Source organism: Anaerobacillus sp. 63XJN7_5_ISO-PGPR-S23-430 (assembly GCF_056173695.1).
Window position 1 is genome coordinate 1,644,673 of the sequence record NZ_CM149686.1, and the last position, 23,883, is coordinate 1,668,555.

Annotated in this window: 26 protein-coding genes, 1 tRNA gene and 1 pseudogene; 17 read left to right on the top strand and 11 right to left on the bottom strand. The window is 38.7% G+C overall.

All coding sequences use genetic code 11. From position 1 onward, the window contains the following. The first annotated feature begins 5 nt into the window (after nucleotides 1-5). Complete coding sequence (locus AC0VYJ_RS08925) at nucleotides 6-2,615, top strand: glycosyltransferase (protein WP_430242049.1); 2,610 nt, start codon at nucleotides 6-8, stop codon at nucleotides 2,613-2,615. Between the two features lie 128 nt (nucleotides 2,616-2,743). Here AC0VYJ_RS08925 and AC0VYJ_RS08930 read toward each other — a convergent pair whose 3' ends face one another. The 4 genes from AC0VYJ_RS08930 to AC0VYJ_RS08945 all read right to left on the bottom strand — a co-directional run bounded on the left by AC0VYJ_RS08930 (nucleotide 2,744) and on the right by AC0VYJ_RS08945 (nucleotide 5,378). Next, complete coding sequence (locus AC0VYJ_RS08930; protein ID WP_475367202.1) at nucleotides 2,744-3,427, bottom strand: DUF421 domain-containing protein; 684 nt, start codon at nucleotides 3,425-3,427, stop codon at nucleotides 2,744-2,746. 182 nt (nucleotides 3,428-3,609) lie between these two features. Further along, complete coding sequence (locus AC0VYJ_RS08935; RefSeq protein ID WP_475367203.1) at nucleotides 3,610-4,032, bottom strand: GNAT family N-acetyltransferase; 423 nt, start codon at nucleotides 4,030-4,032, stop codon at nucleotides 3,610-3,612. Beyond that, nucleotides 4,032-4,547, bottom strand: coding sequence for a YjcG family protein (locus AC0VYJ_RS08940; protein WP_430242043.1), 516 nt, complete (start codon nucleotides 4,545-4,547; stop codon nucleotides 4,032-4,034). Before AC0VYJ_RS08940 ends, AC0VYJ_RS08935 begins: the two co-directional genes overlap by 1 nt. A gap of 108 nt (nucleotides 4,548-4,655) precedes the next feature. After that, nucleotides 4,656-5,378, bottom strand: coding sequence for an alpha/beta hydrolase (locus tag AC0VYJ_RS08945; RefSeq protein WP_475367204.1), 723 nt, complete (start codon nucleotides 5,376-5,378; stop codon nucleotides 4,656-4,658). A 117-nt stretch (nucleotides 5,379-5,495) separates the two neighbouring features. Between AC0VYJ_RS08945 and AC0VYJ_RS08950 the strand changes: the two genes are divergently transcribed. Both AC0VYJ_RS08950 and AC0VYJ_RS08955 read left to right on the top strand, forming a co-directional pair. Further along, nucleotides 5,496-6,050, top strand: a complete 555-nt coding sequence (locus AC0VYJ_RS08950; protein ID WP_194221240.1) for a phosphatidylglycerophosphatase A family protein — start codon at nucleotides 5,496-5,498, stop codon at nucleotides 6,048-6,050. A 99-nt stretch (nucleotides 6,051-6,149) separates the two neighbouring features. Further along, nucleotides 6,150-6,225, top strand: a tRNA-Val gene (locus AC0VYJ_RS08955). Between the two features lie 96 nt (nucleotides 6,226-6,321). Here AC0VYJ_RS08955 and AC0VYJ_RS08960 read toward each other — a convergent pair. Both AC0VYJ_RS08960 and AC0VYJ_RS08965 read right to left on the bottom strand, forming a co-directional pair. Continuing rightward, on the bottom strand, nucleotides 6,322-6,615 hold the full coding sequence (locus tag AC0VYJ_RS08960) for a DUF3892 domain-containing protein (protein ID WP_430241993.1): 294 nt from the start codon (nucleotides 6,613-6,615) through the stop codon (nucleotides 6,322-6,324). Between the two features lie 15 nt (nucleotides 6,616-6,630). Beyond that, on the bottom strand, nucleotides 6,631-7,449 hold the full coding sequence (locus tag AC0VYJ_RS08965) for a hypothetical protein (RefSeq protein WP_475367205.1): 819 nt from the start codon (nucleotides 7,447-7,449) through the stop codon (nucleotides 6,631-6,633). Nucleotides 7,450-7,571: 122 nt separating this feature from the next. On the opposite strand from AC0VYJ_RS08965, the gene AC0VYJ_RS08970 reads away from it, so the two are divergent. The 3 genes from AC0VYJ_RS08970 (at nucleotide 7,572) to AC0VYJ_RS08980 (ending at nucleotide 10,795) form a co-directional block, all read left to right on the top strand. Then, on the top strand, nucleotides 7,572-8,408 hold the full coding sequence (locus tag AC0VYJ_RS08970; RefSeq protein WP_475367206.1) for a VanW family protein: 837 nt from the start codon (nucleotides 7,572-7,574) through the stop codon (nucleotides 8,406-8,408). Between the two features lie 133 nt (nucleotides 8,409-8,541). After that, nucleotides 8,542-10,422 (top strand): PAS domain S-box protein, encoded by a 1,881-nt coding sequence (locus tag AC0VYJ_RS08975; protein ID WP_430241987.1) that lies wholly within the window; start codon nucleotides 8,542-8,544, stop codon nucleotides 10,420-10,422. Between the two features lies 1 nt (nucleotide 10,423). Beyond that, nucleotides 10,424-10,795, top strand: a complete 372-nt coding sequence (locus tag AC0VYJ_RS08980; RefSeq protein WP_430242411.1) for a VOC family protein — start codon at nucleotides 10,424-10,426, stop codon at nucleotides 10,793-10,795. A gap of 36 nt (nucleotides 10,796-10,831) precedes the next feature. On the opposite strand, the gene AC0VYJ_RS08985 is transcribed toward AC0VYJ_RS08980, so the two are convergent. After that, nucleotides 10,832-10,981 (bottom strand): hypothetical protein, encoded by a 150-nt coding sequence (locus AC0VYJ_RS08985; protein WP_226612666.1) that lies wholly within the window; start codon nucleotides 10,979-10,981, stop codon nucleotides 10,832-10,834. Nucleotides 10,982-11,153: 172 nt separating this feature from the next. Here AC0VYJ_RS08985 and AC0VYJ_RS08990 point away from each other — a divergent pair, with 172 nt between their 5' ends. From AC0VYJ_RS08990 to AC0VYJ_RS09010, 5 genes are all read left to right on the top strand, one after another. After that, nucleotides 11,154-11,312: a hypothetical protein gene (locus tag AC0VYJ_RS08990; RefSeq protein WP_430241985.1), complete on the top strand. Its 159-nt coding sequence runs from the start codon at nucleotides 11,154-11,156 to the stop codon at nucleotides 11,310-11,312. A 130-nt stretch (nucleotides 11,313-11,442) separates the two neighbouring features. Further along, nucleotides 11,443-12,516, top strand: coding sequence for a magnesium/cobalt transporter CorA (corA, locus tag AC0VYJ_RS08995; protein WP_226612668.1), 1,074 nt, complete (start codon nucleotides 11,443-11,445; stop codon nucleotides 12,514-12,516). An 11-nt stretch (nucleotides 12,517-12,527) separates the two neighbouring features. Continuing rightward, the gene (locus AC0VYJ_RS09000; RefSeq protein ID WP_475367207.1) at nucleotides 12,528-13,259 is read left to right on the top strand and encodes an SDR family oxidoreductase; all 732 of its coding nucleotides are present in this window, start codon (nucleotides 12,528-12,530) and stop codon (nucleotides 13,257-13,259) included. A gap of 98 nt (nucleotides 13,260-13,357) precedes the next feature. Beyond that, complete coding sequence (gene cbpB / locus AC0VYJ_RS09005; RefSeq protein WP_430241979.1) at nucleotides 13,358-13,813, top strand: cyclic-di-AMP-binding protein CbpB; 456 nt, start codon at nucleotides 13,358-13,360, stop codon at nucleotides 13,811-13,813. Nucleotides 13,814-13,864: 51 nt separating this feature from the next. Further along, on the top strand, nucleotides 13,865-15,391 hold the full coding sequence (locus AC0VYJ_RS09010) for an MDR family MFS transporter (RefSeq protein WP_475367208.1): 1,527 nt from the start codon (nucleotides 13,865-13,867) through the stop codon (nucleotides 15,389-15,391). Here the strand turns inward: AC0VYJ_RS09010 and AC0VYJ_RS09015 are convergent. Both AC0VYJ_RS09015 and AC0VYJ_RS09020 read right to left on the bottom strand, forming a co-directional pair. Then, nucleotides 15,386-15,670: a VOC family protein gene (locus tag AC0VYJ_RS09015; RefSeq protein WP_475367209.1), complete on the bottom strand. Its 285-nt coding sequence runs from the start codon at nucleotides 15,668-15,670 to the stop codon at nucleotides 15,386-15,388. The two genes, AC0VYJ_RS09010 and AC0VYJ_RS09015, sit on opposite strands and share 6 nt — an antisense overlap. A 108-nt stretch (nucleotides 15,671-15,778) precedes the next feature. After that, nucleotides 15,779-16,518 (bottom strand): annotated as a pseudogene (locus AC0VYJ_RS09020) (sulfite exporter TauE/SafE family protein). A 136-nt stretch (nucleotides 16,519-16,654) separates the two neighbouring features. On the opposite strand from AC0VYJ_RS09020, the gene AC0VYJ_RS09025 reads away from it, so the two are divergent. The 4 genes from AC0VYJ_RS09025 to AC0VYJ_RS09040 all read left to right on the top strand — a co-directional run bounded on the left by AC0VYJ_RS09025 (nucleotide 16,655) and on the right by AC0VYJ_RS09040 (nucleotide 19,848). Next, nucleotides 16,655-17,512: a LysR family transcriptional regulator gene (locus AC0VYJ_RS09025; protein ID WP_430241969.1), complete on the top strand. Its 858-nt coding sequence runs from the start codon at nucleotides 16,655-16,657 to the stop codon at nucleotides 17,510-17,512. 96 nt (nucleotides 17,513-17,608) lie between these two features. Then, nucleotides 17,609-18,328: a 2,3,4,5-tetrahydropyridine-2,6-dicarboxylate N-acetyltransferase gene (dapD, locus tag AC0VYJ_RS09030; RefSeq protein ID WP_475367210.1), complete on the top strand. Its 720-nt coding sequence runs from the start codon at nucleotides 17,609-17,611 to the stop codon at nucleotides 18,326-18,328. 5 nt (nucleotides 18,329-18,333) lie between these two features. Continuing rightward, a complete protein-coding gene (locus AC0VYJ_RS09035; protein WP_430241966.1) occupies nucleotides 18,334-19,449 on the top strand; it encodes an N-acetyldiaminopimelate deacetylase in 1,116 nt (371 codons plus the stop codon). A gap of 156 nt (nucleotides 19,450-19,605) precedes the next feature. After that, the gene (locus tag AC0VYJ_RS09040; RefSeq protein ID WP_430241964.1) at nucleotides 19,606-19,848 is read left to right on the top strand and encodes a YkuS family protein; all 243 of its coding nucleotides are present in this window, start codon (nucleotides 19,606-19,608) and stop codon (nucleotides 19,846-19,848) included. A gap of 37 nt (nucleotides 19,849-19,885) precedes the next feature. Here AC0VYJ_RS09040 and AC0VYJ_RS09045 read toward each other — a convergent pair whose 3' ends face one another. Beyond that, complete coding sequence (locus AC0VYJ_RS09045; RefSeq protein WP_194221258.1) at nucleotides 19,886-20,095, bottom strand: ChaB family protein; 210 nt, start codon at nucleotides 20,093-20,095, stop codon at nucleotides 19,886-19,888. 63 nt (nucleotides 20,096-20,158) lie between these two features. Next, entirely contained in the window at nucleotides 20,159-20,956 is a 798-nt protein-coding gene (locus tag AC0VYJ_RS09050; RefSeq protein ID WP_475367478.1) for a mechanosensitive ion channel family protein, read from the bottom strand. 331 nt (nucleotides 20,957-21,287) lie between these two features. Between AC0VYJ_RS09050 and AC0VYJ_RS09055 the strand changes: the two genes are divergently transcribed. Together AC0VYJ_RS09055 and AC0VYJ_RS09060 are read left to right on the top strand one after the other, a co-directional pair. Continuing rightward, nucleotides 21,288-21,833, top strand: coding sequence for a peroxiredoxin (locus AC0VYJ_RS09055; RefSeq protein ID WP_098443217.1), 546 nt, complete (start codon nucleotides 21,288-21,290; stop codon nucleotides 21,831-21,833). A gap of 294 nt (nucleotides 21,834-22,127) precedes the next feature. Beyond that, nucleotides 22,128-23,882, top strand: coding sequence for an ABC transporter ATP-binding protein (locus AC0VYJ_RS09060; RefSeq protein ID WP_430241961.1), 1,755 nt, complete (start codon nucleotides 22,128-22,130; stop codon nucleotides 23,880-23,882). Nucleotide 23,883 lies beyond the last annotated feature (1 nt).

Consider the following 23,883-nt stretch of genomic DNA (forward strand, 5'->3'; position numbering starts at 1 on the left):
GAGATTTGGTTTCAATCAGTTTATGCTTAATTGTAAAAAATGAAGAAGCTGTATTAGGGACATGTCTTCATTCCATTCATGACATTGTTGATGAGATTAATATTATCGATACAGGATCCGATGACAAGACAAAGGAGATTGCTGAAAGTTATCAAGCAAACATTTTTGATTTTAAATGGGTAAATGATTTTGCGAAGGCTCGTAATTTTGCTTTTTCTAAAGCGACAATGGATTATATTCTATGGCTTGATGCGGACGATGTCTTTCTAGAAGAAGACCGTCAAAAGCTGAAGAAGTTGAAGAACGATCTCGATCCCTCTGTCGATTCAGTAAGGATGCACTACAACCTTTCCTTAGATGAATTTGGGAATGTGACTTCGAGTTTGATGCGAAATCGTCTAGTAAGGCGAGAGCGTCATTTCAAGTGGATCGGGGCAGTTCATGAGTATTTAGAAGTTGGTGGTAATATAATCAACAGTGAGATTTCTGTTCTTCATAATCCCATCCATCATGATGCAACTAGAAATATAACGATCTATAAAGAAAGGCTAGAACGTGGAGAACAATTTACTCCTAGAGATATGTATTATTTTGCTAATGAGCTTAAAGACCATAGCGAATTCGAAACGGCAATTGAGTATTATGAGAAATTTTTGGAAGGACAAAAAGGCTGGATCGAAGACAATGTGGCAACGTGTGCAAAGCTTGCTGACTGTTATGCTGCCCTTGGTAAGAAGGCAGACAGTTTGCGCTTTATCCTTCATTCTTTTTCTTATACTACACCAAGACCTGAATTTTGCTGTAAGGTAGCCAATTATTTCTTTGAAAAGAAGGATTATCAACCTGCTATATTTTGGTATAAATTAGCTACGAAAACAACCATTCAAGAAGATAATTTAGGTACCCAAAAGCGTTTCTATTCAAATTGGATTCCGTATATTCAACTTTGTGTTTGCTATGATGTTCTAGGAGATTATGAAACTGCTTATTACTATAATGAAATGGCGGGAGTTACTCGACCAGGTGACTCTAAATATGTGCAGAATAAAGAGTATCTTGAAATAAGGCTTCTTTCAGTTAAAAAGAAGGTTTTAATAGCAAGCCCGATTCGGCAAGATCCTGAGATTCTAAGGTATTTTCTGAAGTCATTGAAACGGCTAAATCAAGAAGGGTTATCATTTTATTATTATTTTATTAACGACAATAAGGATAAGAAATCAACGTTATTGTTAAAGGATTTTCAAAAGGAAATGCAGGAAGTGATGATTAAGGATATTGATTCTGAAGAAGAGTACCGAAAAAATCAGATGACACATTATTGGAATGAAAGCCTCGTATGGAAGGTCGCTCAATTTAAGGATGCAATGATTGAACATGCAAAAGAACATAAATTTGATTATATCTTTCTAGTGGATTCAGACCTTGTCTTACAAAAGGAAACGATTCAACATTTAGTTGCACAACAGAAAGATATTATATCCGAGGTATTCTGGACTAGATGGCAGCCTGAAGCGATGGAACAACCTCAAGTATGGCTTACTGACGAGTATACTCAATTTGAAAAAAAACCTGGTGAAGAACTAAACGATTCAGAAGAAGCACAGCGATATCGTGATTTCATCAATCAATTAAGGCAACCAGGTGTCTATGAAGTAGGCGGGCTTGGTGCATGTACATTACTTTCAAGGAATGCGCTTGAAAAAGGGGTATGCTTCAAAAAGATCCCGAATTTAACATTTTGGGGAGAGGATCGTCATTTTTGTATTCGAGCGGGTGCCCTTGGTGTTTCTTTATGGGCGGACACTCATTACCCTCCTTATCATCTTTATCGGCAATCGGACCTTGAAGGTGTAAATGATTACTTGGAGGAAGACGTGATTGAAATGCCTGTAGCGGATAAGAAACTGAAAACTTCTCAAAAACCACGAATTACGTTGTCTATGGTTATTAAAAATGAAGAGGGAAAATACTTAGAAAATGTATTAAGAAAGCACCTGGATTATATTGATGCGGCTGTGATCATAGACGATGGAAGCACGGACAATTCAGTTAGAATTTGCAAAAAAATACTAGAGGATATTCCGTTAACCCTTATTCATAATAGCGAATCCAAATTTTCAAATGAAATCACTCTCCGTAAACAGCAATGGGAGAAAACAATTGAAACAAATCCTGATTGGATTCTGAACATGGATGCTGATGAGATGTTTGAGGACGGCGTCGCTCAACAACTTAGAGCGCTAACAAACCAAGAAGAGTTTGATCTGTTTTCTTTCCGGATTTATGATATGTGGGACGGAAAGAACTATCGAGAAGATGAACAATGGAATGCTCACCATCTTTATCGTCCCTTTTTATTAAGATACAAAAACGATTTCATTTATAAATGGAAAGAACAGAAACAGCATTGTGGAAGATATCCTGAGAATATTTTTCAGCTTCCCAATAGCTTATCTTGTTTAAGAATTAAGCATTTAGGATGGTCTACCGAAGAACTGCGAGCAGAGAAATACAACCGGTATCTTAAACTAGATCCGGAAGCTGTATATGGAAAAAGAGGGCAGTATGAAAGTATTCTTGATCCTAATCCAAAATTGATCCAATGGCAAGAATAATAATTATACAGTTTAGGTAGATGATTGTGGTTCTTTTCATAAACATCTCATTTACCTATCACAATGATCCATATGATTAAGGATGTACGTTATTTAAAATTGGGATAAGGATTGGTAGTATAGATCGCCTAATCCTTATCTATTTTTTGTAGAAAAACACCTGTATCCTGTTGCCACTCCAATATTAATAAATCTTCAGCATGATCGATGTTATGCTCCTTAAGAACTTTATTCAACCATTCCTCATTGAAACCAGCATCATGAAGGTTTTCCCAGTCGATTTTCCCATCCGAAATAATATCAACTGATAAATAACCCTGTTTTGGTTTAAGATCAAAATCTTGTTTTGTCGGCTGCTGATAATCTGACTTCTTTAATACACTAATGCTTCCATTTGTTTCAAGAATGGCGAATTCAACTTCTCGAAGTGAGAAAACATCCTTTTGTCGAAGTAGATTTTGTAATTGATTGATATCTAACTTGTTTTTTTGAAGTTGACGCCGATTAATTTTTCCGTGACTGATCACAATAGAAGGATTTCCTTCAAGAATGCTTCTCGTACCTCTGAATTTCTGTGTAATCCATTCCACAATATAAATTAATATACCCCATAGTAAGACTGCATAGATAATTGAAAAAATATTGACTTCTTTGTCGTAAATCGCATTTCCTACAAGTTCTCCAAGTACGAGTGATGAGATAAAGTCAAAAGGTGTGATTTGAGTAATCTGTGTTTTACCAAGTGCCTTTGTTAGTACGAGTAAAGCTAGAAAGCCAACGAGTAGCTCTAACGTAATTGATCCAATACCCACAGATCACCATCTCCAATTCAATTTGCATCAATTTTAGCATGCACGAAAAAGGATGATTTAATTGGTTTTTTAGAATTTTTTGTTGATACGATTATATTTAAGAAAAAATATTCAGGTTGGAGAGAGGATACATTATTAATCGAAGGAGCTACAAATAAAAAGACACTGGTTAGAAACCAGTGTCATAGTGCTTTTATCATTGTGACGTGAGGTATCCCAGCGTCCATAAATTCTTCAGAAACTGTTGTGTACCCGAGTTTCTCATAAAACCCCACAGCCGTCATTTGTGCATTAAGCTTCATTTCTTTAAGGTTTAATTCTTTCGCATGTTTTTCAATTGAATTCATTAGAATCTGTCCGAGGCCTGTTTTACGATAGTCCCTTAGCACACAGATTCGTTCAACTTTAGCTATATGATCTAATACTCTAAAACGACCAGCAGCTGTAGGTTGGTGATCATCATAAGCTACAAAGTGATAAGCGTGTTTCTCGTGCTCATCAATTTCTAATTCAGCGGGTACTTTTTGCTCTTCAACGAAAACAGTCTGTCTTACTTGAAAAGCATCATCCAACTCTTTCTTCGATTGAACGACTTTCACTTCCATTAGCGAACTTTGCCAAGATGGAACGTTTCATAAACGGTCCACATACCATTTTCTAATTGATAAAGAAGCTGGAAGCGATCGATCGTTTCTTCGTGATTAACATCTTTCATCTGCAAGCTACCATATACATCAGAATGTTCATCATCCGAAAGGTTCTGTGCGATCGTAATGTGAGGAACAAAGTTGTAGTCACGTTCCGAAAGTGCCTCTTCAGGATTTAACTTTCTATGCAAATCATCAAGAACTTCATTGTCTTTCACTTTAAAATAAAGCACGTTGTTAACAGGGTTAAAAGATCCTACTTTATAAACATGCATTGAAAAAGGTTTAGACTCATCAGAGATTTTGTGTAGCACAGGTGTTAATTTCTGAATCTCTTCTTCCGTTGCATCAAAGCCCTCGCGTAAAGTCAAATGTGGTGGAATGAGCGCATAGTGCGGATCATAACGTTTTCGAAAGGAGTTAGCAACGTCTGCTAGTTTTTTCGATGGGAAAATTGCAATGCCGTATTTCATATTCCATTCCCTCCTGGTTAATATACTCGATTGCCATTAATGACAAGTCATATAATGTTCCATTTATAATTATACCAAAAATTCAAAAATAAGAAACGATTGACTCACTTAGAGTTTAAACATGTGTAAAAGAGAGCGTTTCATATCCGGTTGCCAGTTCTTCCAAAGGTGACCGCCTTCGAATTCATCATAGAAATAATCAAAATCTTTTTCCTTTATAATTTTATTTAATTTACGGTTCGGATTAATGAAATTTTTTGTTTTCCCATCTGTTGTAGGTACTTCTGTTTCTTCTGTTCCGATAATATGGTATAGAGATAGCAACTCAGGCTCGGCAAAGTCCTCTACCTTATTCATGATTGCCTCATCTACATATGGTGAATGAAGGATAGCCCTACCAAACGTTCTTGGATAGTCAAGAGAAGCGCGCAAAGCGACTGTAGCTGCTAAAGAGTCCCCAATTAATCCTCTTCCATAACCAAGATGGTAGGTAGCATACTGTTCATCTAAATAAGGAACAAGTTCATTCGCAAGAAAACGAAGATAATCATCTGACTGCTCTCCGTCTGGGTGATATTTTCTCCAGCGATCTTCCACACTTTTATAGGGAATCCCTACAATAATGAGCTCTTCAATTTCGTCATCTTCAATTAGTTCATCGGCTGTGCGGCCAAGTCTTCCTAATTTAAAGTAATCGCTCCCATCATTAGCGATAAGAAAAGAGTATTTGTATAGTGGTGAATAATTATATGGTAAATAAACTTGGAAAGGAATTTCTTCATTTAAATAGTGACTGTAGATGCTTTCATCTTTGTATGTACCTCGATTCATTGCAGTGCCTCCCGTAAAATTGTTGAAATAGTTTGATTGTTTGACAATGTAAAAAACATTAGTGATATAATGATTCTAACACATAATTATTTATCGTTTACAGAGAGGGGTCTTATTATGAAGAAGCGCATCCATAGTAGAGAAACAGAAGCAGCAGCAAAAGCCCTAATAAAAGAACGTGGCGTTACAATCGAGGATATTGCAGAAATTGTTTACGAAATGCAATCCCCATATGTAGATGACCTTTCCATGGAGGACTGTGTCGAAAGTGTTGAGGCTGTTCTCACAAAACGAGAAATCCAGCATGCGGTTCTTGTTGGAATTGAACTAGATAAGCTAGCGGAACAAGGGAAGCTTTCTGAACCACTTCAATCCATTGTGGAGACGGATGAAGGGTTATTTGGTGTTGATGAAACAATCGCACTTGGCGCCGTATTCGGCTACGGTAGTATTGCGGTTACGACATTCGGTCACCTTGATAAACAAAAATTTGGTATCATCGAAAAGCTTGATACAAAAGTAGGGGAAAGTGTTCACACCTTCCTTGATGATCTCATCGCCAGCATTGCGGCAAATGCATCTAGTCGCCTTGCGCATCGTCTGCGTGATCGAGAAGAATCCCTTGATAAAGAAGAGCGTGAAAAGCGAGATAAAGAAGAACGAATCGGATAAAAGAAAGGGCATCGTTTCGGTGCCCTTTTTTCTAATATTTTCCCATGAAAGGATTGACAGTTCTTTAGAACTTCATGTATATTTATAAATGTCTTAATTGATCCGTTAGCTCAGTTGGGAGAGCGCTACCTTGACAGGGTAGAGGTCGTTGGTTCGAGCCCAATACGGATCACCATACATAATACATTCCAAGCGGCACCTCAACTTCATTGAGGTGCCGCTTTTTTTGCATTGGTTCAAGAAGTAAACGGAGGAGTGAGATCGGACATCCTTAAAATTCTGGTAAATGATCGAAATTATTTTCTTTCGTACCATCAGGCTCACTTCGAATAATTTCTCTACCATACTTTTGAAATACATCTACCCCCGAAAGTTGACCATTCTTTGCAGCGTCTAAAGCCTGGACATAATCTAGCTCTTCTCCCGTGTTTGTTTTAAAAGCAATTAAATCTCCATCCTCATTTTTGCGGACAGCCGTAATATGGGTGGAATTTGCCTCTGGTGGAGTATGATATGCCTCACTATTTTTAACATACTCTTCATAAGCTTGTTCAAAACGATCCATTTATGTCACTCCTTGTTAGTCTTTTGAAATTTCGAGTAATTTTGGTATTTCGAGTTGCCATTTGTTTGTGATCGGATCTTGTCGTGCAGCGAAATCAATCGTTGTTGTAATAACACCAGCATCTTTTATATAAATTTCGACTCTGGTTTTGACTTGTTGTTCAGCTTGATCTGTTTTGATCACTTTCCATTTTGTAAACGACAAGCGAGAGAGGTCGATTAATTCGTTCTCAGATAAAGGTGTAGAAACAATTCTTCTTAATAAAGAAGCATCTGTGTTATTGATCGCCAGCATGAGAACATCAACGAGCTGTTCAGGGGTCCGCTTCATTAAATAGCGATCTAACTGTCCTCCTGCTTTTAGAATCATTAAGTGATGCGCGGGATCTGGTGTAGGGGTGCGATGAGTCGTGCTATTTAAGAAGTGAAGGCAAAAGTGTCCGTTAAATCCATTATCTAATGCGCCAGCTCCATGAGGCATTCCATTCATGGAAGCAGCAATCATTTTCCCTTCGTATAGCACAATGACAGCCCTTCGTTTCCAACTCCATTCTTGATAAATCGCTTTTAAAACCTTTGTGTCCTTACTCGTTAACGGTTGTATATCTGCGTGCTTACTACCAGCTCTCCGTTGAACTTGAAATGAATTCCCGCTTTCAATATCAATCATTGTAAAAATCGATTTCCGAGGGAGGAGCTCATTTGCTTTTTCCCATGGCAGAAGTTTGATTTCACTATCGATAGGGAGAAGGTGATCAAAAGGTTCGGCAGCTATAGCGCGTGTAGGAATGACTAGCGTACATAATAAAATGAAACAAGTAAATAAACGCTTCATTAGCTCCCCCCTTGTGTATAGTCATCATAGTTATTTTGCTCAAGCGATTCTGATGTATGCTATTTTATTAATCCCTAAAATGAAGCATACTACGATCGAGTTCAGAAGGGGGAATGGTAAAGGTGCACTTATTTCTATCTTTGGCCATAGCGTTTTCAGCGCTTTCAAACCATCACATAACGATTCACCACAAAGGAGCACAAACTTATCAGATTAAGAGAGAAGAGTTGTTTTCAAAAGACCTTGGTTATCCCTTTTATGAAGCAGATCGGGTGGAGGAATTAATGGATGAGGTAGATGTAGCTATCTCAAAGTCTCCAGTAAATGCCTACATTGATAATCAAGGAGCTATTGTCGATGGAGTCAATGGATACAAGTTACATCGAGGCGCTTTTCGAGAGAATTTGCTTCATAGTCTATACCGCAATAGTTCAACTTGGATTCAACCAGATCTCACCATTCTTTACCCAAAAGTAAACGCAGAGCTTTTATCATCCATTAGAAAAAAACAAGTGGGAGGGTTTGTTACTTATTTTAGGAAAGGGAATCTGGAGCGAACGAAGAATATTATGTTAGCGGCTGAGGCGATTAACAATACTGTAATATTCCCAGGAGAAACGTTTTCTTTCAATCGAACAGTTGGGAAAAGAACAAAAGAGAAAGGCTATTTACCAGCTCCAGTCATTGTAAGAGGAGAGTTATCTGAAGGAATTGGTGGTGGGATTTGTCAAGTCTCATCTACTCTTTTTAATGCAGTAGATCAGGCTGGTGTCCATATTTTAGAACGCTATTCCCATAGTAGAAGTGTTCCATATGTGAAGCCTGGTAGAGATGCTACGGTTAGCTGGTACGGACCAGATTTTTCCTTTCGAAATGATTTTAATCAGCCGATTCTAATAAGAGCAAAAGCGATCGAAGGGTCAGTAGTCATTCATGTTTATTCATCTGAAGATATGTAAATGGCTCAGTTGTATTCGATAAAGGAAAAGGATATTAAATCATACAGTAAAATGATGACTCTAGGAGTTAAATACTATGTTCAACGCCCCGAGATGGTATAATGAGACTATTACACATAAAGGGAGACCGCGTATGGAATATAAAAAACCAAATCAGCAAACATTTTCCATGCTTGAAGACGGCTCTGAACTGGAAAAAAATGATCTTCAGCTCGAATTGATTGAAAAAAGTCGAAAGCTTGATCATATTTTTAATCATTCTAGAGATGGCATGACGCTTTCAGATCAAGAGGGAAACTTGATTGAAATCAACCAGGCATGCTGTGATATTTTTGAAATTGATATGGAATCGATTCAATCTATGAAGCTTGGACATCATGTTGCACCTCAGGGGCTTGAAACATTGGAAAAAATGAGAAAGAATTTGATTGACAAGGGATATGTAGTGGAGAAGCTTCCTGTTCTCCTTGAGAATGGCAAACGGAAATCCGTTGAATTATCGATAACGTATAAAGCCTATCGAGATTATAATTTATCAATAATTCGCGATGTTACCGAAGAACAGGTATTGTTTGACCAGTTGATGGAAAGCAAAGATAAATTCACGAACATCTTTGAAAATGCGCTAGATGGTATTTTAATTTGGGACAAAGATCGGATGATTGTAGACGCGAATCCTGCTGCTTGTCAGATCTTTAAGGTAAGCTTAAATGATTTGAAAACGTATAATTTGTTTGATTTTCTTGAAGGCGTTGATATTAAGGCGGGAAAATCGTTTCAAATAATGTTAGAAGAACAAGGTGAAATTCGAGGCGATCTTCAATTCACAATGCTCGGTGGAGAAAAGAAACAGCTTGAGTTTACAACGAAGAAAAGTGGATATGGAGATTTGTACTTAACCATATACCGTGATATTACAGAGAGAAAACAAATGTTCTCAGAACTAAAGCGAAGTGAAGAGCGGTTTCGTCAATTGTTCGAAAGAGCTCTAGATGGTATGGCTATCCTAAATGAAAAAGGAATCATTGTAAAAGTTAATGGGGCATTTTGTGAACTATTTCAATTACAAGAGAACGAGGTCGTTGATAAGCATTATTCTTCATTAGAAAAAGAATGTGATATTACTTGGGACCATCCTGCTGAATTAGGGAGAAGCGGCGAAGGAAAAAGAATGAACGATCAAACAGGTGTCGTTCAAACATTTAGTTTTACACTAAGCTACCACATCTATCCTGAGCATCATCTTGTCATTATTCGAGATGTGACACAGATTAAGAATGCGGAAGAACATCTACGTAAGACGGAAACAAGCCACGTTCTTGGTGATCTTGCGGCAGGGGTAGCCCATGAAATTAGAAACCCGTTATCAACAGTGAAAGGTTTTCTTCAAATGCTGGATGGAAATGAAGCGGTTAATCAAGAACTTCTTAAAGTAGTTGGGGGTGAAATGGAACAGCTAGAGGAGACGATAAATGAATTTCTTCTTCTATCAAAAAGAGAGTTTGTCTCGTACGAAACGGTTCACATGAATCATCTAATGAGAGATTTAATTGAGCGCCTATCGAAAAAGGCTGCTGAGTGTAGTATTGATATAATTGAAGTTTATAGTCATACGGATATTCAGTGCGTTTGTATCAGTTCACACATTAAGCAGGTCATTATGAACATTATGAATAATGGTATTGAAGCCATGCCGCATGGCGGTCAACTTAGAATCAGTCTTTTGGAAAATAGAGAAAAAGAAGTGATTGTGGAAGTAGAAGATCAAGGCGAGGGAATACCCAAGCATCTGATTAATCGACTGGGTGAACCTTACTACCAAACTTCTGAAAAAGGAACTGGTCTAGGATTAATGGTAAGCTATAAAGTGATTAAGGAACACGGTGGTTGCATTGATGTTACTAGCCAAGAGGGCAAAGGAACTGTTTTTCGAATTAGTTTACCTTCAAGTCAAAAGTTAGGTAGTAATCAAGAGAATCAAGAAGTAAAGAGCGGGAGGGACAAAATTGATTGAAGTGCAGCAAATTCATCATGTTAGTTTGGCGGTAACAGACCTTGAACGGGCAAAAAAGTTTTATAAAGATATATTATGCTTGAAAGAAATGAAGCGCCCCAATTTTGATTTTCCAGGCGCCTGGTTTCAAATCGGTCAACAACAGCTTCATTTAATTGTGTATCCTGATGCTAATACGCTTCGCGGTTCAACCTCATTATCATCCAGGGAAGGGCATTTCGCTTTTCGTGTTACTAGTTATGATAATACGTTGAAATGGCTGCGTGAAAAAAAGATAGAGGTTTATGAGAATCCAACGAGTAAAAGTGGTTTTGCCCAAATTTTTGTTTCTGATCCTGATGGCAATCTGATTGAATTGAATACAGAACAATAACAAAAGGACGCCTTCCAATTAGAAGGCGTCCTTTTGTTATTGTTTCGATGAGAATTCGTTGTGTTCTCTTTGTGGATTGGCGCTTTTTTGTGCTTCTTTCACAACTTTTTTGGCTTTCTCGGCACGGCGCTGATCTTCTTTAGCCTTTTCTTCAATTTGTTTAATATCTTTTCGAGAGTGATCCATGATAATGCTCCTCCTTATACTCTGCTTTTTGATAATAAGTGCTTGTTTGATGAAAAAGATGTTTTTCGTAACATAACCTAGTTAGAAAAAAGAATCAAGTATTATCTGTTTATTCTAACATTTTAGTGCATTTACCATCATAAAATGGAAAGAACCGTTTAGGGGGGATTTGATGGTAGCTGTACTATTATCATTAGCCGCTTTATTTCTTGGACTTGCTTTATTTATGATAGTTGTGTGGAATGCTATTAAAACAGATTCTTCTAAGTCTGATCTTGAAATGTTCTGGAAAAAGTATGAAGAGATCATTCGTAAAGAAGATGTGCTTTAGCCCTTTTTAAAGGGCTTTTTTTTATGCTGAATTATTGTTGGACATGCGTCTAAACAGGAGAATTGAAAAGATTTCGTGTTTTCAATACATTAATTTAGGGTATTTTAGAAGAGAATTGAGGTGGAATCAAATGGGGATTCGTACAAAACTTAGAAGAAATCGAACTCAAAAAAAAGGAATGCCCCCAGGCTCGCTTGTTTATATAGGAGATGAGCAAACGGAGGAAGTCACTGTTTCAGCTATCGCATTTGACTCTCATGGAATGGAAGAGTTTGAAGATGTTTCAATAGATAAAATAAAGACATTGATTGACTCTGATCAAGTAGCTTGGATTAATGTAAATGGAGTACATAATGTTCAGTTGGTAGATCAGATTAGTAAAAAATTAGGACTTCATCCTTTAACGACAGAGGATATTTTAAATACGGATCATCGACCGAAAATAGACTTTTTTGAAGATCACTTACTTTCGATTGTAAAGATGCTTGATTTATCACCTGAAAGTACTGATCTTGACATCGAACAGGTGAGTTTTATATTAATGGAGAACACAGTCGTCACTTTTCAGGAAAAGCGCGGTGACTTATTTGATCCAGTTCGTTTACAACTTCAGGAAAGCAAAGGGAGAATTCGAAAGAGTGGGGCGGATTTTCTTTACTATTCCCTACTTGATGTAATCTTTGATCAATACTTGATCATTATGGATGAAATGGATGATCGTATAGCTGAGTTAGAAGGAATGATTATGGAAGATCCTGATAATCATTCATTACAAGATATTAATCAATATAAGAATACAATTCTGCAGCTTAAGAAAACGGTTTGGCCAGTTAGAGAAGTCGTGAACAAATTAATTAATCGGAAAGTCCCTTATATAAAAGAGGACATTTCCTTTTATTTGCAGGATATTCACGATCATATTGTCCAAGCAAATGATATGGTGGAGACTTCTCGAGGCCAACTTTACGGTTTACTGGATGTGTACTATTCCAGCTTAAGTATGAAAATGAACGAGATTATGAAAGTACTAACGATTGTTTCAACAATCTTTATTCCGTTAACATTCATAGCAGGAATTTATGGCATGAATTTCAAAAACATGCCGGAGCTAAGCTGGGAATGGAGTTATCCAGCCGTATGGATTGTCATGATTATCATAACTGGTTTAATGCTCGTTTATTTCAAACGTAAAAACTGGTTTTAGGAGGTTATTTGATGCAAAAAGTCGTTGTAGTAACAGGTGCTGGACATGGAATCGGTAGGGGAGTTGCGATTGCTTATGCCGATAAAGGCTATCGCGTTGTTCTTGCCGATGTGAATGAAGAAGGTTGCAAAGAAACAGCAGAATTAATGCATGGAGGTTATGGTGACATTATCTTAACAGATGTAAGTAAACCAGAATCCATTAAACAGCTTTTTCATAAAGTTGAAGTGAAGTATGGGCAACTAGATATCTTAATCAATAATGCTGGCCTAACAGCATTTAAACATATGGATGAACTAGGTGTAGAAGAGTGGGATAACGTCATCAACACCAATTTACGAAGCGTATTCCTTGGGTCTCGTGCCGCTGCTCATCTTATGAGAAGAAATAACGGTGGCTCAATCGTTAACATTGCATCAACGAGAGCGACGATGTCAGAACCGAACAGTGAAGCATATGCTGCTACTAAGGGAGGAATCGTAGCGCTTTCTCATGCGCTAGCAGTGTCCCTTGCAGATGATCATATTACTGTCAATTCAATTAGCCCGGGTTGGATTGAAGTAGAAGACTATGATGCCTTACGTGACGTGGATCATGAGCAGCATCTATCCAAAAGAGTTGGAAAGCCATCAGATATTGGACGTGCCTGTCTCTTCCTAACGAATGAAGAAAATGATTTTGTCACAGGTGAGAATTTAGTCGTTGATGGAGGTATGACTCGTAAAATGATTTATGAACATTAATCAATAGTTAACGGACAATCCCCATTCATGTTACTATAATAACAGACCTTCATTAGAGAAAAATTACAGGGCGAATCATGCTTGAGGGGACGTTTTAAATGGCAAAACATATGGAATTACCTAATTTGTATGAAACAGGAATTCAAGATCTTGTGATTTCAGCAGAAAAAGTAGCACATGTTCAGCTGACGAATCCTTTGGAGCACGCGATGCTTATTTTGATTAAATCAGGCTATTCGTCTATCCCGGTATTAGATACTGAATACCGTCTAAAGGGATTAATTAGTCAGCCGCTCATCCTTGATTCAATTCTAGGCATCGAACGAATTGAATTTGAGAAATTAAGTGAATTAGTTGTTGAAGAAGTTATGAATACAGAAATACCTTGTATTAATGAAAAGGACGGTTTTTTCAAAGGGTTAAAGCTAGCAATTGATCATCCTTTCCTTTGTGTAGTCGATGATGAGAATATCTTTAAAGGCATTCTAACAAGAAGAGCGCTACTTAAGTTTGTTAATCGTTATTTGCATGAGTCATCAGTTAGACAGTCTTAAGCATTTATCCCGGTACTATTACCGGGATTTTTACATATGGGGATGAATAAAATGAAATCGCTAACAAATCAAATCACATCAAGTATCCAAAACAAGGAAACCAATCGACCATTCGTACTTGGAGCCATTATTATTGGAATGTTCATGGCAGCGATCGAAGGAACAATCGTTTCAACAGCGATGCCTGGCATTGTGAGCGATCTTGGTGGATTCTCGACGTTTAGCTGGGTTTTCTCAGCCTATTTATTAATGTCTGCAATTACGGTCCTTATCTTTGGTAAACTTTCAGATCTCTTTGGTAGGAAACCGATCTATTCGATCGGTATTGTCATTTTTTTAATAGGATCTTTATTATGTGGATTTGCGGAGTCGATGGAAGCGCTTATCCTTTTCAGGCTTATTCAAGGAATTGGAGCAGGGGCCGTACAACCAATAGCACTTACAATTGTGGGTGATATGTATTCGATGGAGGAGCGGGCAAAGATTCAAGGGTATCTTGCTAGCGTGTGGGGAATATCGGCTATCGCAGGCCCGGCTCTAGGCGGTATTTTTGTTCAGTACATTGATTGGTCATGGGTTTTCTGGATGAACATTCCTCTCGGAGTTCTATCGTTAGTTGGCGTTGTTCTCTTGCTTCATGAATCGATTAATAAAGAACGGAAATCGATTGATTACTCTGGTGCCATCCTTTTGCTTGTATCGATCAGTGCATTGATGGTCGTCTTGATTGAAGGAGGCGTTCACTGGAAGTGGACTTCCTTACCTATCCTCACCCTTCTAAGTACATCATTCGTAGCTATGGCGATCTTTTTTAGAGTCGAACTTAAAGCGAAAGAGCCGCTAATGCCTCTTGGTATATGGCGAGATCCGGTTATCGCCATATCGAATTCAGTAACGTTTACGACGGGCATGATCTTGATTGGTGTTTCTAGCTTTCTTCCGACATTTGTTCAGGGAGTAATGGAGAAATCTCCTATTGTAGCAGGATTTACGCTTACAACGATGTCGATAGGATGGCCAATTGCGTCTACTATAGCAGGGAAACTCGTTATAAAAATCGGATTTAGGATCACATCAGTCGTTGGAGGAATTTCACTTATTAGCGGTTCGGTGATCTATATGTTGATGACGCCAGCATTAGGACCAATCTTTGCAGGTTTTGGTTCATTTCTTATCGGTGTTGGCATGGGGTTAACGTCTACAACATTTATTGTAGCCATCCAAAGCTCAGTTTCTTGGAAACAGCGAGGAATTGCGACAGCTTCAAATATGTTCATGCGAACGCTTGGAAGTGCAGTCGGTGCTGCGTTACTTGGCGGTATTTTAAACAGCCGCCTTCAACAATATTTAACGAACCGCTCTTCGGGAGGAGATGTGAACCTTAATACAGCCAATCAATTACTTGATGAAACTAAGCGTAACAGCCTTGATCCAGCTGTGCTTGATTTGTTGCAGAACGGACTCACAACCTCTTTAAAATGGGTGTATGGAGGAGTTGCAGTCATGGCACTCTTAAGCTTTCTGCTAGTACTCTTTATTCCAAAGCCTGATAAGAAACAAAACCCGGCTCGCTCATAAGCCGGGTTTTCCTATACGTGAAATGAATTCAATTCGGTTTTGAAAGGGATCATAAAAGCTAAAACGCTGATATCCTTCGATTGGTTTTTCTTTTTGTATTGGGATGTGGTGTTTTTCTAAATGTGCCTTTGCTTCTAGCAGATTATGAATTTCAAAGGCAGGATGTCTTTTCCCTGGCACAATAGTACTTTCGGTCCCAACATGTAATTCAATGTTTGCTGCTCTTAACCAGAAGCCTCCGTTTTTTCTTAAAACAGCTGGTTTTTTCGATTTCTTCAAAGCCAAGTACCCCTATATAGAAATTCCTCGCAAGTTCCTCCTCGTCGTTTGGTATACAAATTTGAAGGTGGTGGAGACGAATATAATCCATAACCATGTTAATCACTCCTAAAATTGTGTTTTAAATAAGCTGTAGCATACTTGTAGAATCAACAAAATGGTCATGGAGCGAAGCAACCAGTTTATTTGCACAAGAGAAAGTTTATTGGCCATTCGAACAGAAATTTGTGCTCCAGTGATAGAGCCAGCCGCAAGTGGGACCGCGATCGCCATGTTAAGGTGACCACTAAGTGAATAGACCATGACAGCCCCTGTACAACTTAAGAAGGTATTAAATCGTGTTAGACCTATTGAAGCAAGGTAGGAGATGCCGCTGTGACGAAATAAGTGCATTTGAAGAGTCGCCTGTCCAGGGCCGAACGTACCATCATACCATCCTATTAGACCAACGAACGGGAGTGCTTTGGTAGGAACGTTATGTGATAAATGAATTGATTCCTTCTTTTTCATAAATGATAAAGTTAAGGCAACAAGAAGCATTCCTCCAGCGAATAGTTGCAGCGCCTGTTGGGATAGTGACGAGGCAAACAATCCACCGAGGACCCCACCAGTTAAAGCGATAGGTCCTGTTTTCAGTGCTTCTTTCATAGAGAGTTCTTCCTCTTTAATAAAACGAAAAAGCTAGAAAATGAACTAAGCATATTTGAAAACTTATTTGCTGAAATAATTGAATGAATGGGAAGACCGAGTAACATCATCGAGGGAAAGTTAATAAGTCCTCCGCTGCCAGACAAGGTTCCAACAAACGTGGCAATAAGACCAATGCCAAATAAGAAAAGCCATTCCATATGATCATCTCCATCGAAAATATCTCATGTCATAGTATAGTCTTCTTTAATCCATAATGAAATTAGATTATAATGATGAATTACAATAAGATTTACTTATGAGTAAATGGAGATTTATAAGAAAGGGGGCCTTTTAATGAGCTCAGAATATCAGGTTCTTTCGATCTTAGCGGAGGAAGCGAATATGCGAAGAGCGGCTGAGCGACTTTACGTATCTCAGCCGGCGTTAAGTCAACGCCTTCAATCGATTGAAAAGGCATGGGGGATACCGATTTTTCTTCGTTCGCAAAAAGGATTAACGATTACGCCCGCGGGTGAACGGATTATCGCTTTTGCTAATGATACGATTCGGAGAGAAGAAAAAGTATTTGAAGCATTGACAGCGCTAAGCTCGGAAGTGCATGGAACGCTGAAACTAGCGGTAGCATCTATCATCGGACAGTACTGGCTTCCAGCGGTGCTAAAGAAATTTGTTGAGCACTATCCCAGTGTCAAAATATCGCTAGTTACAGGATGGAGTAGTGACATATTACGGTACTTGTACGAAGATGATATTCATATTGGAATTATTCGAGGAAAGCCCGATTGGAGAGGGAGAAGTCAGTATTTGATTTCAGATGAGCTCTATTTGGTCGATACGTCCATTAAATCAATGGAAGAATTGCGAGAAACAGAAAAACCATTTATTCAATTTAAAAGTGACTCTACTTATTTTCAAGAAATACAGGAGTGGTGGCAAACCCAATCATTTGCGCCTCCAAAGAAAACAATAGTCGTTGATCAAATCGAAACGTGTAAACAAATGGCGTTAAATGGGATTGGCTACGCTATCTTACCTTCAATCAGCATTACAGAGAATGATAAAGAATATTTTCGGATTCCACTTAAAGATGGTGAAGGGTTGCCATTAAAGCGTGATACCTGGTTATTAACAAATGATACCGCGATGCAATTGAAGCAGGTTCAGAAGTTTGTAGAATTATTAAGTGAATAGCCTGTAAGATTAGACTTCACGTGATCGATCATGTACGATAAAATGAGTAACATGCTGTGCTTGTATAAGCATGATGAACAAAGGAGGAAATACACCATGAAAATGATGGATGCAAACGAAATTATTAGCTTTATTCAAAACAGTGAGAAATCTACTCCTGTGAAAGTACATATTAAGGGGAACCTTGAGGGAATCGACTTTGGTAGCAACACGAAGTCATTCATTACAGGGAACACTGGTGTTCTTTTTGGTGAGTGGAAAGACATTAAGAAAGCACTTGAGTCTGAAGCTTCCAATATTGAAGATTATGTAGTAGAAAATGATCGTCGTAATTCAGCTATTCCAATGCTTGATCTTAAAGGAATTCAAGCGCGAATCGAGCCAGGTGCTGTTATTCGTGATCAAGTTGAAATTGGCAATAATGCTGTTATTATGATGGGTGCGATGATCAATATCGGATCTGTTGTAGGTGAAGGAACTATGATCGACATGAACGTAGTTCTTGGTGGACGTGCAACTGTCGGTAAGAACTGTCATATTGGGGCAGGTTCTGTTCTTGCAGGCGTTATTGAGCCACCTTCTGCTAGCCCGGTTGTCATCGAAGACGACGTTGTGATTGGTGCGAACGCAGTCGTTCTAGAAGGCGTTAAAGTAGGAAAAGGATCTGTTGTAGCCGCTGGTGCTATTGTGACTGAAGATGTTCCTGAGTACACACTAGTTGCAGGAACTCCGGCACGCGCTCTTAAGAAAATTGATGACCAAACTCGCTCGAAAACAGAAATCAAAAAAGAGCTTCGTCAGCTTCAAAACGATTAATTTTAATGGACATCAAAACCGTACGAAGAGACCTGCATCGCATTCCTGAAATTGGCTTTCAGGAAGTGAAAACGCATCGTTATCTTCTTCAGTTTATAGAAAAACTCCCACAGGACCGTCTCCAGGTGAAAACCTGGAGAACGGGTATCCTTGTATTTGTAAATGGAGAAAGTCCTTCAAAAACGATCGGATATCGGACAGATATCGATGGGTTACCAATCAAAGAAGAGACCGGGTATGATTTTCAGTCTGAGCATGAAGGGTTCATGCATGCTTGTGGACATGATCTTCATATGACGATTGCTCTTTCCGTTCTTGAGTACTATTCAACTCATTCCGTAAAAGACAATTTGCTGTTTGTCTTCCAACCTGCAGAAGAAGGTCCTGGCGGAGCTTTGCCAATGCTTGAAAGTGATGAGTTTAAAGCATGGAAGCCGGATCAAATGATTGCGTTGCATATTGCACCTGAGTACCCTGTAGGCACGATTGCCACACGCCCAGGATTGCTCTTTGCCAATACTTCTGAGTTATTCATTGATTTAGAAGGAAAGGGGGGTCATGCAGCGTATCCACACCATACACGTGATATGGTTGTTGCCGCTAGCCATCTCGTTACTCAGTTCCAATCTATTGTAGCGAGAAATGTAGATCCTCTTGACTCAGCTGTGGTAACAGTAGGGAAAATTGACGGAGGCACGAAGCAAAACATCATTGCAGAAAAGGCAAGGTTAGAAGGTACAATCCGTACTCTATCTGCTGATTCTATGTCCCAAGTCAAGCACCGTATTGAAGCTATCGTAAAAGGCATCGAGGCATCATTTGAATGTGTTGCTTCTATTGATTATGGCTCTAATTATTACCAGGTGACGAACAATGCCGAGCTGGTACAATCTTTTATGGAAGAAACGAGAAAGCTTCAAGATGTCAACGTAGTGGAATGTCGAGAAGCGATGACTGGTGAGGATTTTGGGTATTTTCTAAAGGAGATTCCTGGATTTATGTTCTGGCTAGGAGTGAATTCTCCAGCCGGTCTGCATACATCTACACTCAAACCTGATGAGTCTGCGATTGAAACGGCGTATCTTGCGTTAACTTCTTATTTAAATAAGGTTGCAAACTAAGAAACTGATAACCCCCAGGCTAATGCCTGGGGGTTATTGTTTTTTAGATTGACATAATAACTGAGTTTTTCTCTGATGAATGCTATAGGTATAATTCATAAAACGTTGGTCAAAATAATAGAGTTAGAAATTACATATTCATAAGGAGCGAGGGAAATGAAACGAATTGCTGTAGAAGATACGCTATCTGATGTAGCTCAAGCTTTGCAAGCGAAAGGGTATGAGGTTGTATCCTTTAAACAAGAAAGTGATGCAAATGGTTGTGACTGTTGTGTTGTGTCTGGTCAAGATCAAAATGTGATGGGCATGCAAAATGCAAGCACGAACGGGGCAGTTATTAACGCAGATGGCATGACAGCTGATCAAGTATGTCAGCAGGTGGACAGTCGTTATCAATGAGAAAATGAACCTCTACCTAGGTAGAGGTTCATTTTCTTTAGCTATTGTTATTCTTTTTGACCCAATTTCCATTATCATTCTTTTCGTATTTTTCCTCCACAGCACTCCATGCTACTTTAAAAGCTGTTTTCTCAGAATCATATTGATCAGATGCGGAGTTGAACGCTTCTTTAAAGATATCCTGTGCGTGCGAAGGCAAGTTGTCTTTCACTTGATCTGGCAACTCGCTTTTAGAATTGTAAGGCAATATGATCACACTCCTTTGAAAGATCTGTGATATCTTTACCCAATGAAAGGAAGGGGCAAACGCTTATTGTTCTTTCTTTTCAATGAATACTTGATGAGGGAATGGGATTTCAATGCCATTTGCATCAAGAGCTTCTTTAATTTCTTTCCGTAGCTGACGCTCAACACCCCATTGTTCCATGTTCTGAGTGCGGCATAGAACGCGAAGAACAACATCTGAAGAACCAAGACCTTGAACACCTAGAACATCTGGTCCTTCTACGACAGCTTCGTTTGTAGCCGCAACGTTGTCACACACTTTCTGAATCACACGGATCGCTTCATCAATATTGTCATCATAAGAAATACCAATATCTACAAGAGCGCGCATATTACCACGTGAATGGTTGCTTAATGAGCTAATTTCGCGGTTTGGTACATAGTTCAATGTCCCATCAAACGACCGAATGTGGGTTGTGCGAAGCCCGACTTCTTCTACGATTCCTCCAAAGCCGCCAGCAGTTACGTAATCGCCAACGTCCATTTGTTTCTCTAGTAGGATAAAGAAGCCTGTCACCACATCACTTACGAGACCTTGGGCTCCAAAGCCGACAGCGAGGCCAATAATACCTGCACCAGCGATTAGCGCTTTAATATCAAAGCCAAAGGTTTCAAAGATGATCGCAACAACCATGAAGAGTAGAATATACGTATAAATACTTTTTGATAAATTTTTTAAAGTATTTGCTCTCCCTGGACTCATGTTCTGCTTCTCTGATACTTGAGTAAAGGTTCTTTCGATGAAACGATTTCCGATCGCTTTTATAATTGCATAAATGATTAGGATAGCAATTAACTTCAGGATAATTAAGCCAGTATCCATTAAGAAACCTTCCCAATTAATGTTGTCAACAAAGTTCAATAGACTTCCTCCTTTAATTCTCACTACATTATGTAGGATTAGCACTCGGTCAAATTATAGCGAAAATTGTCATGATAATTCAAGTGAAGTGTTAAGACGAGACGAATGAAATGATTTTCGCTATACTAAAGTTACCCTGTTTAGTGAGGGGTAAACGTGGGTACGATAGTGGAGGAAGGTCATTAACCCACATTAAATTAATTATTATTTAACATTGACTAAAAATAACTCGTGTACTATAATGTCATTTGTGGGCGAAAGCCGCAGGATATTTTCTAGGAGGGATTTACACATGGTAGAACGCATGGTAGGAAAACAAGCACCTCGCTTCGAAATGGAAGCAGTTATGACAAACAAAGAATTTGGCAAAGTAAGCCTTGAAGAAAATATGAAGAACGATAAATGGACAGTCCTTTTCTTTTATCCAATGGACTTCACATTCGTATGCCCAACTGAAATTACAGCACTAAGCGATCGTTTCGAAGAATTCGACGATCTTGATGCAGAAGTAATCGGAGTATCTACTGATACAATCCATACACACCTTGCATGGATTAACACAGACCGCAACGACAATGGTCTTGGTGATCTTAACTATGCACTTGCTGCAGATACAAACCATAAAGTTTCTAAAGAATACGGCGTATTTATTGAAGATGAAGGTGTTGCACTTCGCGGCCTATTCATCATCAATCCTGAAGGCGAACTTCAATACTCTGTTGTTAACCACAACAACATTGGCCGTGACGTAGACGAAACACTACGTGTACTTCAAGCACTACAAACTGGTGGACTTTGCCCGGCTAACTGGAAGCCAGGTCAAGAAACACTTAAATAAGATAGAAAACAACCTACCCCAGAGAGCATTGCTCTCTGGGGTTTTTGTATGACTTATAATAGCTAATCACTCGAATGTTACCTTCGATTTTAAGTTGTCTGCTTGAAAAAAATTGCTGCAAGAACTGTTCAGCTGGATAATTGTAAATATCTTCTCGATCTAAGGAGCATTCCCCTATTTAAATAATTCCGAATTTTAGGCCTAATAGGTGGTTATTTATTTCGAATTCCGATATATTATGTATATTGTCACTATTTTTTTAATGACTATTTACTGGCTGAAGGTGGTGTTGGAATGGAAACGTTTAAAAGATTGAAAGATTTTTATTGGCCATACAAAAAGCTTTTTCTATGGTCCGTATTTTCCCTTATTTTTGTCACAGGTATCACAGTCCTTTATCCTATGCTTCTTCAATTTACAATTGATGATGTCATTCTAAAGCAAGAATACAAATGGGTACCATATCTTGCATTTGGTTTCATAGGAATCATGATCGTAAAAGGGACTGCTACGTTTTTCCAACAATATCTAGGGGACTTGTTTGGAGTAACAGCAGTGTATCGACTTCGAGAGGAGCTTTACAAAAAACTTCAATATTTACCTTTTCGTTATTATGATAACGCGAAAACAGGGGATTTAATGTCACGCTTAACGGCTGACGTAGAAGGGTTCCGGTTTTTCTTATCATTTGGATTCGCACAAGTGATCAACTTTGTTCTTATCGTAAGCTTTAGTTTAATCGTGATGTTTGGATACTCTATTCCGCTTGCGTTAGTTACGCTTGGAATGCTCCCATTTCTCGCGATTGTGGTTTATCGATTCGATAAGAGAGTTCACCCAGCGTTTAGAGGAATTCGTAAATCAATGGCGCGGTTGAATACGAAAGTACAAGAGAATATTAGTGGCATTAATACGGTAAAGTCATTATCAAGAGAAGATTTTGAAATCAATAAGTTTGTTGACAGCAATACGGACTATCGTGATAACTACTTAACAACATCATACATTTGGGCTAAATTTTTCCCGCTCATGGAGTTTATCGGGAATTTATGCGTTGTTTTCTTGCTTTCATATGGGGGATATCTTGTGTTTCAAAACCAGCTTAAACCTGGTGAGTTAGTGGCTTTCTTTAGTCTTGTTTGGTATATTATCTGGCCAATCATGAACCTTGGATTCGTCATCAACACGTTTTCTCAATCCAAAGCATCAGGAGAACGTTTACTTGAGATTCTAGATGAGCCTGAAGATATTTATGATCGAGATGGTGCGTTGGATGTTGAACGTCTTGAAGGGAACGTGTCATTTGAGAATGTCACACACAAATATGCTTCTGATGATGACGAAGCACTTAAGAATATTTCGTTTAATGCTCCAAAAGGCACAACGATTGGCTTACTTGGGGCTACGGGAGCAGGTAAAACAACGATTACCCAATTGATTGCAAGATTTTATGAACCTAACGAAGGCGAAGTAGTAATCGATGGACGGAATATTAAAGAGTATACAGTGAAATCGCTTCGGAAAAATATTGGTGTGGTCCTTCAGGAGACGTTTTTGTTCTCGTCTACAATACGAGATAATATTGCTTATGGTGATCCCGATATCTCTTTTGAAGCCATACAGGATGCGGCAAAAAGAGCGCAGGCGCATGATTTCATCATGGAAATGAAAGAGGGATATGATACGGTACTAGGCGAACGTGGAATGGGGCTATCTGGTGGCCAAAAGCAGCGTATTGCTATTGCTCGTGCCATCCTAACAGATCCTAGTATTCTCATCCTTGACGATGCTACAAGCGCAGTTGATATGCAAACGGAAGTGAAAATCCAAAAAGCATTTGAAGAGGTTATGAAAGGAAGAACAACGTTCATTATTGCACATAGAATTTCTTCTTTGAAACATGCAGATGAAATAATCGTGTTAAATGAAGGTGAGGTTGTAGAACGAGGAAAACATCAAGAGCTCATTGATCAAAACGGCTACTACCGAAATATTTATGATATACAATATCAAGATCGTAAAGAGATCATGGCCAGACAAACTGGTTGAA